A 16,263-nucleotide genomic window follows, 5' to 3' on the forward strand; every position below is an offset into this window, starting at 1 on the left:
GCTTCTCTCCTTCAAAGTTTGCATGAACAACAATAGCTTCGTATGCATAAGGTTGTTTTTGCTTTTTACTTTAACGGAATAAGCTGAAATTGTAAAATCTATTTACTATCCTTACTCGCTTTGAATACTTCAGCAATCGCTCCAAGACTTCCCAGCGTTTCTACTGCGCTTGTTGGCAAGAACACTTTATTCGCAGGACCTTTGGCTATTTCAGCCAGAGCCTCGAAGGAGCGATAAGCGAGCACCTGCTCATCCAGACCAGCTGAGCGAATCAGCTCAATGCGTACTTTTTCCGCTTCTGCCACTGCTTGAATGGCTTTCGCCTCACCATGAGCTTCCAGCTCCTGCGCCTGCCGTGAACCCTCTGCTTGGCGGATACGCGCTTCCTTATCGCCTTCCGCTTTCAGAATCTTACTCTGCTTATCACCTTCTGCACGCAGAATCATATCCTGTTTGGCAGCTTCCGCCTCTAGGACAATCGCCCGTTTGCTCCGCTCCGCTTTCATTTGTTTATCCATCGCTTCCTGAATATCCAGCGGTGGCTTGATATCGATGACTTCCACACGCTCGATCCGTACGCCCCACTTCTCTGTAGCCTCATCCAGCGCCAGGCGAATATCGGTTGAGATTTTTTCACGCCCAGACAGCGTTTCATCCAATTCCAACTTACCGATAATTTGCCGCATCGTTGCCGTCGAAATGTTCCTTACCCCATACACATAATCAGAAATGCCATAAGTGGCTTCCTCTGGTCCAACTACCTGATAGAAAATAATCGTGTCGATCTGCACCTGCACGTTATCCTTCGTGATTACCGTTTGCGGAGGCACATTCGCTTGTTGAATCCGTAGGTCATGGTACGTACGCACCTGATCAATCACAGGAATCAGAATGTTCAGACCCGGTGTCAGTAGACGATTGAATTTACCCAGACGTTCCACTACGCCTACCCGCTGCTGCGGCACAATTTTTACAGTTAATGCCACAAACACTACGACTACCACTAGAATAATTGAAATAATTGCCCATTCCATTAGTTCATATCCCCCCATCGTTCTACTTCAATAATGGTCGTGCCTCTCTTCACTACTCTGACCACTTCGTCCTTGCCCAGATATTGGTCAGAGCTCGCGCTCCACGTATCTCCGCCTACCTTCACTTGCCCGTAGCGCCCCTGCTCAATCGGCTCAATGACGACTCCTTGCCTGCCGACGATTTCCGTGCCTGTATCCTTGAATCCACGTGAGCTACGAAATTTAGAAACCAGTGGCTTCGAGAATAAGGTCAAACCAAGCGCGACCAACGATCCGATCACCACCTGAAACAAAATAGATTCGGGAACGAATAACGACACTACTCCTCCGGCCAACGCACCAATACTGAGCCATAGCAGATAAAAAGTAAGTGTCATCATCTCTACAACAAACAGGACACCGGCTGCGATCAACCAAAACACAACCATCGGTGAACCCACCACCTTCCGTATGATACTACTATAACGAAAAAAAACAGCGATGCGTTGCGTAGTTCCGTAAAAATATTACAGGCATGTATATAATTTATATTCATAACATCGAAGGTTATGTGTTCCGCATGAGGTTCCTGAAAAAGAGGACATGCGCCCACTCTATCAAAGTTTCCCTAAACAAGTATCCATTAATTAGAAAAACCTCCCCCTACACCCCATACTTCACTTCAGGGCTGGGAACCGGTGACAACACCCGCGCTCTGGAAGCTGATCTAACCCATTGAATTTATAAGTTTAACCTTATAAACCAAAAGAAGCTTGCAAACCAAGGTACACACCTTGAACCTGCAAGCTTCTTTATCTCATCTCTCATACGACCGACCGCATGGAGCGTTTGGATTAGGAATTCAAGTCGTCCGCAGCCGCCAATTTCTCCGTCAGCAACCGCAGCGCAGTTCCCCGGTGGCTGATCCGCTGCTTCTCTTCCATGGTTAGTTCGGCCATTGTCTTTTCATATTCTGCCAAGTAAAACAGCGGATCGTAGCCGAACCCTCCACCACCAGCAGGTTCGGATGTGATCCATCCCTCTACTGTACCCTCAGAGGTTAATTCTCGTCCCGAACTTGGATCGTATAAGGACAACGTACAGACAAAACGTGCTGTACTTAGCAAAGGCTGACCGGTGTCCTCACCCTGTTTCAGCTTACCCAGCTCGCTAAGCAGCTTCAAGTTGTTCTCTTCATCTCCCGCATCTTCCCCTGCATAACGTGCAGAGTATACACCCGGCCTGCCATCCAAAGCATCTACGCAAAGACCCGAATCGTCAGCAAGTACCGGAATTCCAAGTGCGTCACCTACGGCTTTGGATTTTTTAAATGCATTTTCTGCAAAAGTAGCTCCGTCTTCTACCACATCGGGCAGATCCGGATAGTCATACATACTTTTTACTGTCAGGCCCAGCGGGGCAAAAGCATGCTCGAATTCGCGTACTTTCCCCTTATTCTTCGTCGCAACTATAAGAATGCCGCCGTCAGACTTCATGCTACACCTCTTGGCCCGGTTGGCCGGAAGGGATTTTGAGAGCAAGCGCTCCCAGCGCTTCTTTCTGCGCAGCAATCAATTCATAGATCCCCTTTTCACCTAGACCTAGTAAAAGATCCAGCTCTTGACGTGTGAAAGGTCTTTCTTCGCCAGTCCCCTGTAATTCAACAAAGGCACCGCCGCCAGTCATGACTACATTCATATCCACTTTTGCTTTGGAATCTTCTTCATAATTCAAATCCAGCAGCGTTTTATCCCCTACAACACCGACACTGATTGCGCCCAAAAAATCTGTTATAGGAAATACAGCCAGCTTGTGCTGAAGTGCAATTTTGTTAATAGCAAATGCCATGGCAACAAAAGCACCCGTAATCGAAGCGGTCCGCGTACCACCGTCTGCCTGAATCACATCACAGTCCAGCGTAATACTACGCTCGCCTAACGCTTGTAAATTCACTACGGAACGAAGCGCTCGTCCGATCAGTCGTTGAATCTCCATGGTGCGTCCAGTAAGCTTACCGCGTGCGGCTTCACGCTGATTACGGGACTGTGTTGCCCGAGGAAGCATCGAATATTCAGCGGTTACCCAGCCTTTTCCTTGTCCTTTAAGAAACGGAGGCACTTTTTCCTCTACAGTAGCTGTACAAATGACTTTGGTATCTCCCATTTCAATGATCACGGAGCCCTCAGCATATTTATTCGTTTGGGTCGTTATTGTCAGCGGCCGTAGCTGGTCGTCGTTTCGCCCGTTTGATCTCATCTTTTCTGCCTCCTACATCGTATAGCTAATAGTTTAGCGTGAGTCCCATTTCCCTGCCATAAATAGCGGGAAGCACATCGCTCGGGACGTTACGTCTTTTTGAGCAACTTTTATTCTACCAAAGAGGAGGCACAAAAGCATCTTTTAAACCCTACGGGGTCATTCTATAACGGAAGCTCGTTCAAATATTCTGGTGCGGAAACAGGTTTGCTGTAGTCCACATTATCCGTATCTGTAATCGACTCCTTGCCGTTTAAGCGAATTTGCACAAGAGAATCGTCCGAATTTTGCGCAACCGTCAGTACAACCGATTCCAACATCTCGGCCGGTACACCTTTACCGTCCGCGAACATATCATCAGTCAAGGACACGGTAACTACACCGTTCTGCCCAGCATCCACGGAATCAAGTATCGTTCCCTGCGTCATGACCATTTCCAGCCCATTTCCGGATTCAGGTCCTGCAATTAATTCGTTCAAAGCGGCAGTCAACTGTTCTTGTCCGGCGGGTACAAAGCGAGTTACAGGTACATAATATTGGGTACCATCAGGAGATGTTGTGGAAAAATAAACAGTAACCGCACTTGAGTTCATAAGAAGTGGACCTTGCTTCGGCAAGTTAATGCCCATTGTGCGGGACAACGGACGATCAAGCGGAGTTCTTTGAAGCGGCATTTCCGTGAGCTTTTTACCATCTACCCAGAGCTGTACGCTTTTAATGTCATCTTGACCGGTCAGCGTCCAAGTGATAGCTTCGAGGATTTTGCGTTCCTCCAAAGGATCATAGTTATTGAATTCTGAATTAAATTCGACAACAGCTAAATTCGACTTGTCTACCGTAATATGTTTGACTTCCGTTCCAGCTGGCAAAACGCCTTGGAATCCTTCAGGCAGTGATGAGGTATATTCTCCCTTGCTCACTAATGCCATTAACGAGTTTTTGAGTGCGGTGGAATCTTTGCTCTTTGGCAAGCTTAAAGATACCGGAGCGAGTAATCCATTACCATCTTCCAAAAATACGGTTGTCCGGTCTCCGGAAGCGGTGCCCTTAGAAGTTTTAGTGCTGCCTTTAACTGCTGTCTGTGCATCATCCTGTGCCACCGGACCAAATACACCTGAATCCAAAGTAGTATCTCCACTAGTCTGTAACATTTGCGCTTCAACCTCTGGTGGCGGAGCATCTATCGATGCTGATTCCGAACCGAACAAGCCACAACCGGACAGCGCCAGTGGAACTGCAAGTAGGCAGACTGCGGAAATTCCGCGAATTTGTTGCATTGGTTTCATCATTTATTACCCCTTTCAAGGTTAGATATCATTTGTACTGCTATGTATACGAGACCTTTGTCCAAAAAATAACAACAGCTTATCCTAAATTGTTGGAAAAGCCTGTGAGCTACTTTTTCATGTCTAGTAGAGCCTGGATTTCAGTTCACTGAAACTCCCCTCGCTGGACAATTACTTCCGGTAAACGTACAATCTGAGATAACAACAGGCCTTAACATCATACTAACGTTTGCTGTAATGAAATGACTTACTAAACAACGAGGTGACTGAACATGGCTGATGAAAAAATCGCAAAAATCCCGTACAGTCTGAACAGCAAGGCCGTCGCTGATGCGACCAAATTCTGGCTGAACAAACGTGGAGTAACCCTGGAGGAAATCGCGGAACTCGTTATATTTCTGCAACAGAAATACTATCCGAATTTAACGATGGATGAATGCATCCATAATGTAGAGATGGTGCTCAGCAAGCGGGAAGTACAAAATGCAGTACTCACAGGCATTCAATTAGATGTAATGGCAGAAGAGGGCAAGCTGTTCTCCCCACTTCAGGATATGATCGAAAATGATGAGGGATTGTACGGTGTCGATGAGATTCTTGCCTTCTCTATCGTGAACGTATACGGTAGTATCGGCTTTACCAACTATGGCTATGTGGACAAGCTGAAGCCAGGTGTTCTTCAAAGGTTAAATGACAAAACCACCGGGCAGATCCACACATACCTCGACGACATCGTCGGAGCCGTGGCGGCTGCAGCCAGCAGCCGAATCGCACACCGCAAGCAAGCGGAGCGCGAGGTTGAGCTTGAACTACCTCATACACCGGAGGATCGTGAAGAGGCCGCTAGGAAACTTGCGGAATATGATGAAACTTCAGAGTAAGGAGTTTCAGATACACCAGATGAAACTCTAAGGATACAAAAAGCGATTGTTTCGTAAAGCCCTATGGGCTGTTGAGACAATCGCTTTTTTATGGGGATGCTTAGGCTGGTTCGTTGGGTTCGTTGGCTATAGGGAAATCCTCCCTATAAAATAACGATATTAACTCAAATCCAGAGATTATACGGAATTCTTCCCTATAATCTCTATGAAAACCTCAATCTAAAGCCAAATCAACAGAAATATAGGGAGAAATTCCCTATAATCAGCTCTAGAATCATTAAATCCAAAATTATAGGGAAGAATTCCTTATAATTCACTACTAACAAACCTTTTCTTGGCATATAGAATGGTGATGCAATGCTATCGAACTAAAGACCCAACTAACTTCAACTAACTTCAACTAACTTCAACTAACTTCAACTAACTTGGCATCTCCTTCCTACATGTACCTTCACCTGACCTAGACACTTTCATCTACAACTACCTTCGTCCACCAGGAAACTCTAAACTTCTAATACTTTCACCCGACCCAGCAACTCTTACCTACATATACCTTCTCCTGCCCTCCCATATCACTGACTAAGCTTCTCCCTTCATATATTCAATCAAGCGCTTAATTACACTTATCTACATATTCCGTTCCGTCAAAACGAAAAAAACAATCCAAATTCTTGGACTGCTCCTTCACCGTACGTTCTATTCAATTCATGATCATCATTCGATCTTTGAGATCTATTTACTCTAGCAATACCTAGCTCTTACACTTGTTCAGCCACAGCGAACAAAATACCACCGTCTACCTCCAGCATTACTGTCCGCTCCCGGCGCACCAATTCCGCCAAATGCGCTAGTGTTTCACTCATCGCAAAACGCATCTGGTGAACGCTCGTTACCCGGCTGCGAAACAGGATTTCGCACACTGCGAATCCGCTCAGCGGGCCGCTGGCTAGCAGGGCTGCCACGGTATCCAGCCGCTCCTCATGATGAGCGAGCAGGCTATTTACTCGGTGCGCGAAGCCAGCGAAGGGCTCGCGATGTCCCGGGAACGCCATGCTGACCGGGTAGCTGCCCAGCTCCTGCAGCCCCTGAAGGAACGTCTGCAGCGGCTGCGGATCGCTGCCTGGCAGCAGGCTGACATTGGGCGAGATCTGCGGCAACACAGCATCGCCACAGATCATTTGCCCGCTGCCCGCATGATACAAGCTCACATGCCCCGGCGCATGTCCGCCCGTTACGATGAGCTGCCAATCGCGGCCTCCCATGCTAAAGGACTCTTCCACATCCAGGTAGGATACAGTAGGCTGCGGCTCCACTTGGGAATTAAAGCTTTCCAAATGTACTTTAATCCCGTTCGACCACTGATCTGTCATTCCATGCCGGGAGAAATAAACCGGTAAAATATCATTGATGTCTTTGCCTTTGTCATTTCCCGCGTCTTTATCTACATCATTGCCCAAAGCATATCCCGCGCCATTCCATGCATCTTCATCCGCGTCTTTACCAGCATCATTGCCTAACCCATCGCCCCACATCAACAACGCCTCCACATGAGCGCGTTTCGTCATCCACACCTTACAGCCACTCTGCGCCTGTAGCCAGCCCGCCAATCCGTAATGATCGGGATGATGATGCGTAACGACGATATCCCGCACATCCATCCACGACAAGTTTAGCTCCTGCAGAATCCCGAGCCAGCAATTCTCTGTATCCGGGCTACGCGGACCCGGATCGATAATAGTCACTCTGCCATCTTCATCCGACAGAATATAGCTGTTCACTTGACGAAGAGGCGAGTCCATGGGCACCGAGACCTGGAGAATGTTCTCGTCCCATGATGTAATCTCTGCTTTAGACATGGAGCGTTCACCACCTTTGAATCTTTTTCCGGAAACCATTTAGGGCCGAATTCCACTAAAGATCATCCGTGTGGAACTTTCTGCATTATAAACTTCATCTTCATAGCTGCCATGTACAGCTTCGAGCTGCAAGCCCGCTACCTCGATCATCGCTCTGAAATCCTCCAGTGAATACAGCTTCACACGCTCATGATATTGACGAGGTGTAGGGTCATTCTTGGTGGTTAGAATGATGTCCTTTTTCACATAACCATCCTCAATCCGGCGTGACTCATCAATCAAATTCTCTCCATCCTCACGAGTAGAATGCGGCATAAGATTGCGAATCACATACGCAGGGTTCAAAAAATCAATAACGAACTTGCCACCCGGCTTCAGCAGGCGGTAAATTTCACGCAGCACTTTTACCTGCTCCTCATCCTTCTCAAAATAACCAAAAGAAGTGAACAGATTTACTACTGCATCGAATCCTCCATCTAGTGGTAAATCACGCATGTCGGAACGAAGCCAAGTTACCTTCTCCGCCCCGATTTGAGATCGAGCTTCACGTAGCAATACCTCCGACAAATCTACTCCAGTAACCTCATATCCTTCCTCCGCAAGTGCCAAAGAATGACGTCCCATTCCACAACATAAATCCAGCACTCTTGAACCTGGAGGCAGTCCCAGCCAGGCGATCATCTGATCTACTTCTTTACGAGCCCCACCGAAATCTCGGTGCTTATATACGATCAGATAATCCTCTCCAAAGCTCTTTTCATACCATTCAGTCATGTTATCTCTCCCTCCTACAGGCGTCTTCCTGCGACTCCACTCTATGTATGTTAATGTAACGCCATTGTACAGTCTTATACTTACAAACTCAAAGAAGAGTCGCCACAGGGACCTCTCGGCCCTTAATGACAACTCTTATTGTAACTTACTTTACACAAGCTGCTGCAAATATACTCTTGCTTCATAAGGACGAAGCTTGAGAGAACTCATATCCTCATCTTTAGACACTGTATAATTAGAGATTAACAACTCCAGATGGTCTGGATTGAACTCCGCTGGCCATTCGAATACAGGCTCTCCATCAAAAAAATTCAGAATAACCAGCAGCTGCTGATCCTCTAAGGATCGGGTGTACGCATAAATCTCTGTGTGCTCTGCGAGCAGAAGATCATACGATCCGTAAACGATCACCTTGTGTTTTTTTCTTAAGGCAATCAGCTGTTTATAGTAGTTGTAAATGGAATCCGGATCTTTAACCGCATTGCCAGCGTTGATCTCCATATGGTTGGAATTCACTTCAATCCAGGGAGTCCCCGTTGTAAAACCACCTGCATGTCCATCGTCCCATTGCATGGGGGTACGGGCATTGTCCCGGCTTTTATGATGAATCGCAGACATAATCTGTTCTTCTGGAACACCGTTTCTTCGCTTTTCTTCATAATAATTAAGTGTCTCCACATCCCGGTATTCATCGATGGAATCGAAATAGACATTTGTCATGCCGATTTCTTCTCCTTGATAAATATAAGGTGTGCCTTCCAGCATATGAATGAAGGTCGCTAGCATTTTGGCCGAAGGAATCCTGTAAAAGAGATCGTTCCCGAACCGAGACACCGAGCGCGGCTGGTCATGGTTACATAAATAGTTCGCATTCCAGCCTCTGTTATGCAGAACCGTCTGCCAGTTGCTCATGATCTTTTTCAGCTCTAGTAGACTCCATGGAACAACATCCCATTTTCCACTACCCGGCGAAGCGGCATCCAGAAACATATGCTCAAACTGAAAAGTCATGTTTAGCTCCCGGCGTCCGTCACCTACATAATCCAAAGCCTGCTCAGGCCCAAGTCCTGAAGTCTCTCCTACCGTCATAATATCGTAGAAATAGAGTACTTTATCGTATAGATTCTGTAGCAGAGTATGCACATCCTCCAGATTAGAGAACATTCCATAGGCCCTTACGGTGGGGGTTCCGTCCGGGTTGTCCGCATCGGGATACCCTTTCGTCTTCACGATATGTGCAATCGCATCAAAACGAAATCCATCTACACCCTTCTTCAGCCACCACTCTACCATCTCATGCAGCTTATCAATAACCACTGGATTCTCCCAGTTCAGATCGGGCTGGTATTTGGAGTAGAGATGAAGATAATACTCATCTGTCTGTGGATCAAGCTCCCACACAGAGCCGCTGAAATAAGATTCCCAGTTATTCGGGGGTCCGCCATTTTTACCTTTTCGCCAAATATAAAAGTCTCGTTTTGGATTGTCCTTCGACGATCTAGATTCAACAAACCAAGGATGCTCATGTGACGTATGGTTCAGCACCAAATCCATCATCAGCTTCATCCCACGTGAGTGCAACTCCCTGAGTAATTCGTCAAAATCATCCATCGTGCCGAATTCCTTCATAATGTCACAGTAATCACTGATATCATAACCGTTATCATGGTTAGGCGATTTATAAATAGGACAGACCCAGATCACGTCTACACCAAGGTCCTGCAAATAATCCAGCCTGGATATAACACCTCTTAAGTCTCCGATTCCATCTCCGTTACTGTCCATAAAGCTGATCGGATAAATCTGGTACACGACGCTTTCTTTCCACCATTTCGGGTTCATTTCTCGGTTACCTCCTATTTAGCTATATGTAGAGTTTAACCACACAGAGCTTAGTAGATAACAAATCCCCCCTACTTCCCTAGTCCCTTGTGCCACGATACCTTATTCAAAATAACGATATCGAATTTAAGAAACACATGAACTACCTCCTTGGCTTGAAAAAAGAAAAAGCCGGCAACCTTCTCTTCCGAGAGGTTACCAGCTTATTTTACATTAAGTATATATTGTGACTCTAATTATACTTGGTCTTAACCTTTAACCGCACCCTCTGTGATCCCTTCCATGATAAAGCGTTGGAAGAAAGCGTAGATGATGACAACCGGGATAGCTGTCAGTACGAGCGCTGCCAGGATCAGTGACCATTCCTTATTGTACTCACCGAACAGCATGTTCGTGGACAAGATCAGGGTGTATTTGTTGACATCCGTAAGCATGAGCAATGGAAGCAGGAAGTCGTTCCAAATCCACAGGAAGTCTAGAATTCCGATAGTTACTGTGATGGGCAGCAAGAGCGGGAAAATAATTTTAAAGAAAGTTTGGAAATCTCCGCAGCCATCGATGTGCGCCGACTCTTCAAGCTCTCTAGGAATGCCCTTCACGAACCCATGATACAGGAACACCGCCATGTTGACGCCAAGACCGATATAGATCAGTCCCAGACCGAAGACGCTGCCTTGAACCGCCAAAGCTTTGGTTACACGGGAGAGCGAGATCATAATCGAATGGAAAGGTACCAGCATGGAAGCGACGAATAGGAAGAAAATAGCGCTGCTTATTCTCCCCGAAGTTCGGGACAGCTTATAACCAGCCATGGAGGAAAACAGCAGAATCCCGCCAATCCCCACTACCGATACAAGGACTGAGTTCTTGACACTGTTGAACAAGTGAATTCGATCAAAGGCTTGCTTATAGTTCTCAAAATGAAGCTTGGTTGGCAAGGCCAAAATGGAATCGAATATCTCTCCTTGGGTCTTGAAGGAGTTGATGATCGCCATATAGATCGGGAAGAAGGCTAATGCAGCGCCGATAATCAGTACAATCAGGATCAGTGTAGAGGACAGTTTGCGTGTCATCATGCCTCCACCTCGTTTCTCTTCGTAACTCTAATTTGGATAAGGGTCACAATCAGGATTATGATGAACAGTACAACCGACTTAGCGCTTGCATACCCGTAACGGAAGTTATTGGAGAACGCCTCTTCGTAAATATTCATCGTAATAACCTGTGTACTACGGCCAGGACCGCCACCCGTCAAGCCGAATACAACCTCAAATACTTTAAATGCCCCATTAAGCGTCAGGAAGAAACAGATGGTGATGGCATGAGAAATCATTGGGAGTGTAATATGTCTAAAGGTTTTCACCGGATTGGCACCGTCAATAACAGCCGCTTCTTTCAAGCTTTGTGGAACGCCTTGCAAGCCGGCCAAATAAATGATCATCATATAACCAACGCCGTTCCATAGCGACACAATTACAATGGAGAAGAATGAAAATTTAGGATCGCCAATCCAAGACTGATCCAGGAACAGCAGCGCAGTTTTCTCTGCCAGCTGCGGCAACACCTGAGTGAAGATGAATGTCCACATAAATGCGCTTATGATCACACTGATCATATTAGGCATGAAGAAGATGGTGCGGAAAAAGCCTTTAAAGCGTGTCCGCGATTCAATAAACACAGCAAGCAACAGAGCCAGTACGTTCTGGAGAATAACCATTACGACTACGTACTTTAAGGTAAACAGCAAAGCGTTAATGAAATCTGGGTCATCCGTAAGTGCCTCAACAAAGTTGGCAAGGCCAATAAAATCATAACTGCGGTTCAGCCCGTTCCAGTCAGTAATACTGTAGTACATTCCGCCGATGGTTGGAATCAGCATAAACGCGGTGTATAAAAGTAAGGCTGGGGCCACAAAATAGAACATGGACAGGATTTTACGAGAATTCTTTATCATAATGGCACACCTCTTTATGTGTTGAATACCAGAGGCGGAAGGCAATTTTAAGTGAAACCGCCTTCCGCCCTCCTATCGGCTATTGCTTTTCTCTATTTGTTTACTTTGTTGAAGTCTTTCCATGATTTATCGAGTGCTTTCAATACACCATCTTGAGTCAGTTGTTTGGAGAAGTAACTTTGCAGTGCTTTACCCACTTCATCCTTAACTGATTGCGGGATGGATGGTTCACGATAAGCTTTTCCAGCTTTCACATAGGTTGTAGCATCGTCAACCCAAGGGTAGCTCTCATAATTGTGTACTGATGCTACAGGGTTGAATTTCAGGCTTTGGAATAATTCGCCAGAGGCTTGGTCATCCAGAACAAAGTTCATGAAATCAAGCGCAACTTCTTTATTCTTGCTTGTTGGCGAGGCAACCAGTGAGGTTGATGCACCCAGGTTGATCAGTGTGGCATCCGGGTTGTCATTGATTGGAAGCGGCGCTACGCCAAAGTCGAGATCAGGATTGGCCTTCAGAATGGTCTCAGCATACCAAGGTCCTTGTACCCACATCGCTGCTTTTCCGTTGGCAAATGCCGCTGCACCATCATCACCACCCACTTCAAGCGCTTTGTTCGTGCCGTTGGCGTTAACCAGATCGATGATGTCGAACATGGATTTCATTTCTGTGAAAGAACCTTCGTTTTTGTTCATCCGTTCAACGAAATCTTTATTGGCAGTTTCGATTTGTGCACCTACAGCGAGCGGAAGGAACAATTGTGGAATCCATGCTTCCTTATACGCCAGCTCAAATGGTGTGATATTGTTTTGTTTTAGTGTTTCCACAACCTGCTTCATTTCAGATAATGTTGTTGGAACCTTCAGGTTCAAATCAGAGAAGATTTTTTTGTTATACAGGTAACCCCACGAGACAGTCTCCAAAGGCAGGGCCACGACTTTATTGTCGATGGTAACGGAAGGCTTGACACTTTCCAACAATTTGCCTACAAAGGGCTGGCTACTCAGGTCTTCCAGATATCCCGCTTTGTAGAAAGATGGAATTTCGTTAGTGGCGTGGATGGAGAAAATATCAGGTGCATCATTAGAAGCAAGTCTTGTTTTAAGAATTTGGGAAGCATTGTCGGAGTTAGGCATTTCCAGTTGAACTTTTACATCAATGTTCTTGTCCGCTTTCTCTTTTGCAACAAACTTCTCGATGTATGAATCAAATTGATCTTTGAAACGCGGCATTGCGATGAACAATTTGAGCGTAACTGTTTTTTCTGAGCCTGTCTCTTTCCCGCTGGTTCCAGTGTTGGTGTTGCCATTGCCTGCGCCACTGTTGGAACCACATCCAGCCAGAAGCAGAACAGTCATCAAAGCGCTGACCGTAACTTTCCAAGTCTTCTTCATTGTGTGTTACCCCCTTAAATGATGTCTCTTGTTGTTTACGCTTTCATTGTACTTGCAAAATGAAAGCGGTTAATTACACACTATTAGTCTCTTGACTTGTATTATTTTGAACCTGACCTTCTCCTTTTCTCATTTCACCCGGCGCTACACCAAATTGCTTCTTGAATACTCTGTAAAAATAGCCCAACTCCTCATAGCCGCACAGCTCTGCTACCGACTTGATCGAGAGGTTCTCATGAAGCAGCAGGTGACGCGCCCGCTCCATGCGCAATTTGGTCATGTAATCCGTCAGATTCAGCCCAAATTCTTGCTTGAACACCTTGCTCAAATACTCCTTACTGACAAAAAACGATCTCGCCAGCGCTTCTAGCTTTATATTCTCTGTATAATGCTGATCAACGAATCGTTTTATTTCATCCAAATTCAGTCTATTTTTATTCTTCCGCTGCTGAATAAGCTGCTTCACAGCAGAAACATACATATCCGAGACCAAAGCCGTCAATTCAGCTACGGTATTGGATTCCGTAAACTTCTGTACAACAAAGTCTTCCTCATAATCCTGAGAATTACTCTGCATCAGATCCTTGAGCAGCAATAACAGCTCTTGTCCAATCCGGGGCAGGGCAGAATGATCCACCCCGAGTAGGATTAGCTTTTCCTTAAGTTCCTCTAAACTGCCCTCTACACTTGCAGCATTCAAATCATTGTAATGAGCCGCCAATGACGGCTTGCATGCTTGTATCACTTGCAGCAGATCGAGCCGTAGACCTAAAGAAGCCCCCGATTTATTGTGAAGCGTCACCTCCGCCTTCTGTCTGCATTGAAACAGCACCTTATTCAACTCCTGTGAGTCCACTGGCTTTAACAGATACTCATCTGCCCTGCATCTTATGGCTTGGCGTGTATACATAAAATCATCATATCCACTGATGACGATGATTCGAATGTCCGGATGATGATCGTTCAAATATTGGAGCAGTCCAATCCCGTCCACACCCGGCATATTCATATCCATGACAACAATGTGAACCTCACGGCTCTCAATCAGTTGGATGGCTTCTTCCCCATCCTCAGCTTCAGCCTCTAAATGAATGCCGTGCTCCTCCCAGGCTCCAAAGGTCTTAATAATTTCCCGATTCCATTTCTCATCATCCACAATAATGGCATTAATCTGCATTCAAACCACCAACCTTCACAATAGGAATATACATACTCACCCACGCACCGCCCGCAGGATTATTATCAATAAGAATCCCGTAATCTTCGCCAAAATGCAGCTTGATCCGGGCACCCACATTATAGAGTCCAATCGAATTCCCACTCTTCCAATAAGGGTCCAATTGTTCGGTCAACCGGGTACGAACCTCCTCTAGCCGTGCCGGAGATATCCCCATTCCATTATCCTGAACTTGAATCAACAGACCATTCTCATGAGGAATTAACTGTATCTTTAGGTTCCAGGAACCCTTTTTCCGGTCAAAGCCATGCATAAAAGCATTCTCCACCAAGGGATGCAGAGTCAGCTTCGGTACGAGGCAATCTTCCCATACCGGTGAGATTTCCACTTCATAGTTCAGCTTTCCCGCATAACGCTGCTGCTGGATATTCATATAGTTGTTTAAGTGCTTGATTTCCATTCCAATTGTCGTCAGCTCTTCCGGGTCGCGTATGACGTAGCGGAACATTTCGCTTAGGGACTGAATGACACTGTAGATATCACTTGGTTTCTTAGAAAATGCCATGCTCCCAATCAACTGGAGAGTATTTTGCAGAAAATGAGGATTGATCTGCGCTTGCAGCGCTTTCAACTGCGCGGTCTGCTTCTCCATGTTGATGGTGTATTCATTTCGAATATGCTCACGAATCCGGATAGACATCGTCTGGAATCTCATCTCCAGCATGCCGATTTCGTCCTGTCGATTCGAGATAGACGCATCTTCTCCCTTTAGCCAGTTCAGTACGCTCATTGATCTTGCCAGACGGATAATCGGTCCTGACACTCTATAGGCGACAAATGCTGCAATCAAGGCCGACAATAGTGCGGAGACAACTCCGACGATCAGACCGTATTTTTGGGTCATCGTTGCACTTTGATTAATATAGCTAACAGGCAGTACCTTGATTAAGGTCAGTCCCCACGGCTCCAGATAATGATAAAAAATATATTGCTCCGGCGTACGAACGTAACCACTTCCTTGTGCGGACAGATCAACATTCTTCATGGCCGGAACTGGCCCTTCCTTAAGCTGATACATCACCTTGCCACCGGAATCGACGATGTATACGCCGGACTCCTGCTCCGAATTCAAGAGGCCGAGTGCATTGTCCATCATTTTCCACTTCACTTCAAACCTGATACTACCAATTTTTTCTTTGTTCTCAAACCGATTAATACTACGGATAAGGCTAAAGTTAGCCGCTGAACCTGGATCGTCTTTTATAATAAAATCAGCCTTTTGATCCACGATATCGCGCCAGATGGGAACTTCCGTGGTCGGTGTTTGAATAAGGTCACGCATATCATTAATCGTGAACAGCTTGTCCTTTTCTTTTAAATAAAGCTGAATCTCCTCTAGGCTGTTATTACCGGAATAAAAAATCGACGTAATCGTGTTAACCACATTCCGCTGAAGCATGAACTTGTCCGACAGACTGCCGTCTTCTTCCCTCGTATACTCACCGAGCGTCGGACTGATTAAGATAGTGTAGATCAGATTATTGAGCTGCGTGAAATTTTTGTCCACGGCTTCGCCAGACCAGGCGATTTTGGACAGATTAGACTGTATAACCTCCTGTTCCATCACTTTACGTGTATTTTCAGTGGCCAGCAAAGTCACCACCCCAATCGGAATAACGGATATACAAAGCATAATGATAATTAGCTTGCTGCGAATCGTTCGTTTGAACGGCGCTGACAGCATTCGATAGATATAGCCCAGCCATTTCAAAAGCATCTCTTCCCTTCAGTCATAACTGCTATGCGTTAGTATATTTTAGAGTGCCAGCC

At 46.0% G+C, this 16,263-nt stretch carries 14 protein-coding genes; 1 reads left to right on the top strand and 13 read right to left on the bottom strand.

Annotated features, from left to right (window positions below; all coding sequences use genetic code 11):
- Nucleotides 1–98: 98 nt before the first annotated feature.
- The 5 genes from MHH52_RS23575 to MHH52_RS23595 form a co-directional block, all read right to left on the bottom strand.
- On the bottom strand, nt 99–1,034 hold the full coding sequence (locus MHH52_RS23575; protein WP_340004714.1) for an SPFH domain-containing protein: 936 nt from the start codon (nt 1,032–1,034) through the stop codon (nt 99–101).
- Nucleotides 1,034–1,462, bottom strand: a complete 429-nt coding sequence (locus MHH52_RS23580) for an NfeD family protein (RefSeq protein ID WP_340004715.1) — start codon at nt 1,460–1,462, stop codon at nt 1,034–1,036. Before MHH52_RS23580 ends, MHH52_RS23575 begins: the two co-directional genes overlap by 1 nt.
- Before the next feature lie 405 nt (nt 1,463–1,867).
- The gene (locus MHH52_RS23585; protein ID WP_313636628.1) at nt 1,868–2,509 is read right to left on the bottom strand and encodes an XTP/dITP diphosphatase; all 642 of its coding nucleotides are present in this window, start codon (nt 2,507–2,509) and stop codon (nt 1,868–1,870) included.
- 1 nt (nt 2,510) lies between these two features.
- Nucleotides 2,511–3,269 (bottom strand): ribonuclease PH, encoded by a 759-nt coding sequence (gene rph, locus MHH52_RS23590; protein WP_340004716.1) that lies wholly within the window; start codon nt 3,267–3,269, stop codon nt 2,511–2,513.
- A 164-nt stretch (nt 3,270–3,433) separates the two neighbouring features.
- The gene (locus MHH52_RS23595; protein WP_340009798.1) at nt 3,434–4,555 is read right to left on the bottom strand and encodes a GerMN domain-containing protein; all 1,122 of its coding nucleotides are present in this window, start codon (nt 4,553–4,555) and stop codon (nt 3,434–3,436) included.
- Nucleotides 4,556–4,827: 272 nt separating this feature from the next.
- Between MHH52_RS23595 and MHH52_RS23600 the strand changes: the two genes are divergently transcribed.
- Complete coding sequence (locus MHH52_RS23600) at nt 4,828–5,436, top strand: phosphatidylglycerophosphatase A (protein WP_340004717.1); 609 nt, start codon at nt 4,828–4,830, stop codon at nt 5,434–5,436.
- 758 nt (nt 5,437–6,194) lie between these two features.
- Here the strand turns inward: MHH52_RS23600 and MHH52_RS23605 are convergent.
- The 8 genes from MHH52_RS23605 to MHH52_RS23640 all read right to left on the bottom strand — a co-directional run bounded on the left by MHH52_RS23605 (nt 6,195) and on the right by MHH52_RS23640 (nt 16,210).
- Nucleotides 6,195–7,235 carry an MBL fold metallo-hydrolase gene (locus tag MHH52_RS23605; protein WP_340004718.1) on the bottom strand — a complete coding sequence of 347 codons (1,041 nt, stop codon included), beginning with the start codon at nt 7,233–7,235 and terminating at the stop codon, nt 6,195–6,197.
- Between the two features lie 96 nt (nt 7,236–7,331).
- On the bottom strand, nt 7,332–8,066 hold the full coding sequence (locus MHH52_RS23610; protein WP_340004719.1) for a methyltransferase domain-containing protein: 735 nt from the start codon (nt 8,064–8,066) through the stop codon (nt 7,332–7,334).
- A 150-nt stretch (nt 8,067–8,216) separates the two neighbouring features.
- Nucleotides 8,217–9,908 carry an alpha-glucosidase gene (locus tag MHH52_RS23615; protein WP_340004720.1) on the bottom strand — a complete coding sequence of 564 codons (1,692 nt, stop codon included), beginning with the start codon at nt 9,906–9,908 and terminating at the stop codon, nt 8,217–8,219.
- 248 nt (nt 9,909–10,156) lie between these two features.
- A complete protein-coding gene (locus tag MHH52_RS23620) occupies nt 10,157–10,984 on the bottom strand; it encodes a carbohydrate ABC transporter permease (RefSeq protein ID WP_340004721.1) in 828 nt (275 codons plus the stop codon).
- Nucleotides 10,981–11,862, bottom strand: coding sequence for a sugar ABC transporter permease (locus tag MHH52_RS23625; RefSeq protein ID WP_313641063.1), 882 nt, complete (start codon nt 11,860–11,862; stop codon nt 10,981–10,983). Before MHH52_RS23625 ends, MHH52_RS23620 begins: the two co-directional genes overlap by 4 nt.
- Before the next feature lie 92 nt (nt 11,863–11,954).
- Nucleotides 11,955–13,256: an extracellular solute-binding protein gene (locus MHH52_RS23630; RefSeq protein WP_340004723.1), complete on the bottom strand. Its 1,302-nt coding sequence runs from the start codon at nt 13,254–13,256 to the stop codon at nt 11,955–11,957.
- 73 nt (nt 13,257–13,329) lie between these two features.
- Entirely contained in the window at nt 13,330–14,433 is a 1,104-nt protein-coding gene (locus tag MHH52_RS23635; protein ID WP_340004724.1) for a response regulator, read from the bottom strand.
- Nucleotides 14,423–16,210: a sensor histidine kinase gene (locus MHH52_RS23640; protein ID WP_340004725.1), complete on the bottom strand. Its 1,788-nt coding sequence runs from the start codon at nt 16,208–16,210 to the stop codon at nt 14,423–14,425. Before MHH52_RS23640 ends, MHH52_RS23635 begins: the two co-directional genes overlap by 11 nt.
- Nucleotides 16,211–16,263: the final 53 nt, after the last annotated feature.

It is taken from the genome of Paenibacillus sp. FSL K6-0276 (assembly GCF_037977235.1).
Classification (GTDB): Bacteria; Bacillota; Bacilli; order Paenibacillales; family Paenibacillaceae; genus Paenibacillus_AQ.

Bases quoted from the DNA above. Each gene is read 5' to 3' on its own strand.
- MHH52_RS23575 (WP_340004714.1), bottom strand. From the start codon at position 1,034: ATGGAATGGGCAATTATTTCAATTATTCTAGTGGTAGTCGTAGTGTTT.
- MHH52_RS23580 (WP_340004715.1), bottom strand. From the start codon at position 1,462: ATGGTTGTGTTTTGGTTGATCGCAGCCGGTGTCCTGTTTGTTGTAGAG.
- MHH52_RS23585 (WP_313636628.1), bottom strand. From the start codon at position 2,509: ATGAAGTCTGACGGCGGCATTCTTATAGTTGCGACGAAGAATAAGGGG.
- rph (WP_340004716.1), bottom strand. From the start codon at position 3,269: ATGAGATCAAACGGGCGAAACGACGACCAGCTACGGCCGCTGACAATA.
- MHH52_RS23595 (WP_340009798.1), bottom strand. From the start codon at position 4,555: ATGAAACCAATGCAACAAATTCGCGGAATTTCCGCAGTCTGCCTACTT.
- MHH52_RS23600 (WP_340004717.1), top strand. From the start codon at position 4,828: ATGGCTGATGAAAAAATCGCAAAAATCCCGTACAGTCTGAACAGCAAG.
- MHH52_RS23605 (WP_340004718.1), bottom strand. From the start codon at position 7,235: ATGGACTCGCCTCTTCGTCAAGTGAACAGCTATATTCTGTCGGATGAA.
- MHH52_RS23610 (WP_340004719.1), bottom strand. From the start codon at position 8,066: ATGACTGAATGGTATGAAAAGAGCTTTGGAGAGGATTATCTGATCGTA.
- MHH52_RS23615 (WP_340004720.1), bottom strand. From the start codon at position 9,908: ATGAACCCGAAATGGTGGAAAGAAAGCGTCGTGTACCAGATTTATCCG.
- MHH52_RS23620 (WP_340004721.1), bottom strand. From the start codon at position 10,984: ATGATGACACGCAAACTGTCCTCTACACTGATCCTGATTGTACTGATT.
- MHH52_RS23625 (WP_313641063.1), bottom strand. From the start codon at position 11,862: ATGATAAAGAATTCTCGTAAAATCCTGTCCATGTTCTATTTTGTGGCC.
- MHH52_RS23630 (WP_340004723.1), bottom strand. From the start codon at position 13,256: ATGAAGAAGACTTGGAAAGTTACGGTCAGCGCTTTGATGACTGTTCTG.
- MHH52_RS23635 (WP_340004724.1), bottom strand. From the start codon at position 14,433: ATGCAGATTAATGCCATTATTGTGGATGATGAGAAATGGAATCGGGAA.
- MHH52_RS23640 (WP_340004725.1), bottom strand. From the start codon at position 16,210: ATGCTTTTGAAATGGCTGGGCTATATCTATCGAATGCTGTCAGCGCCG.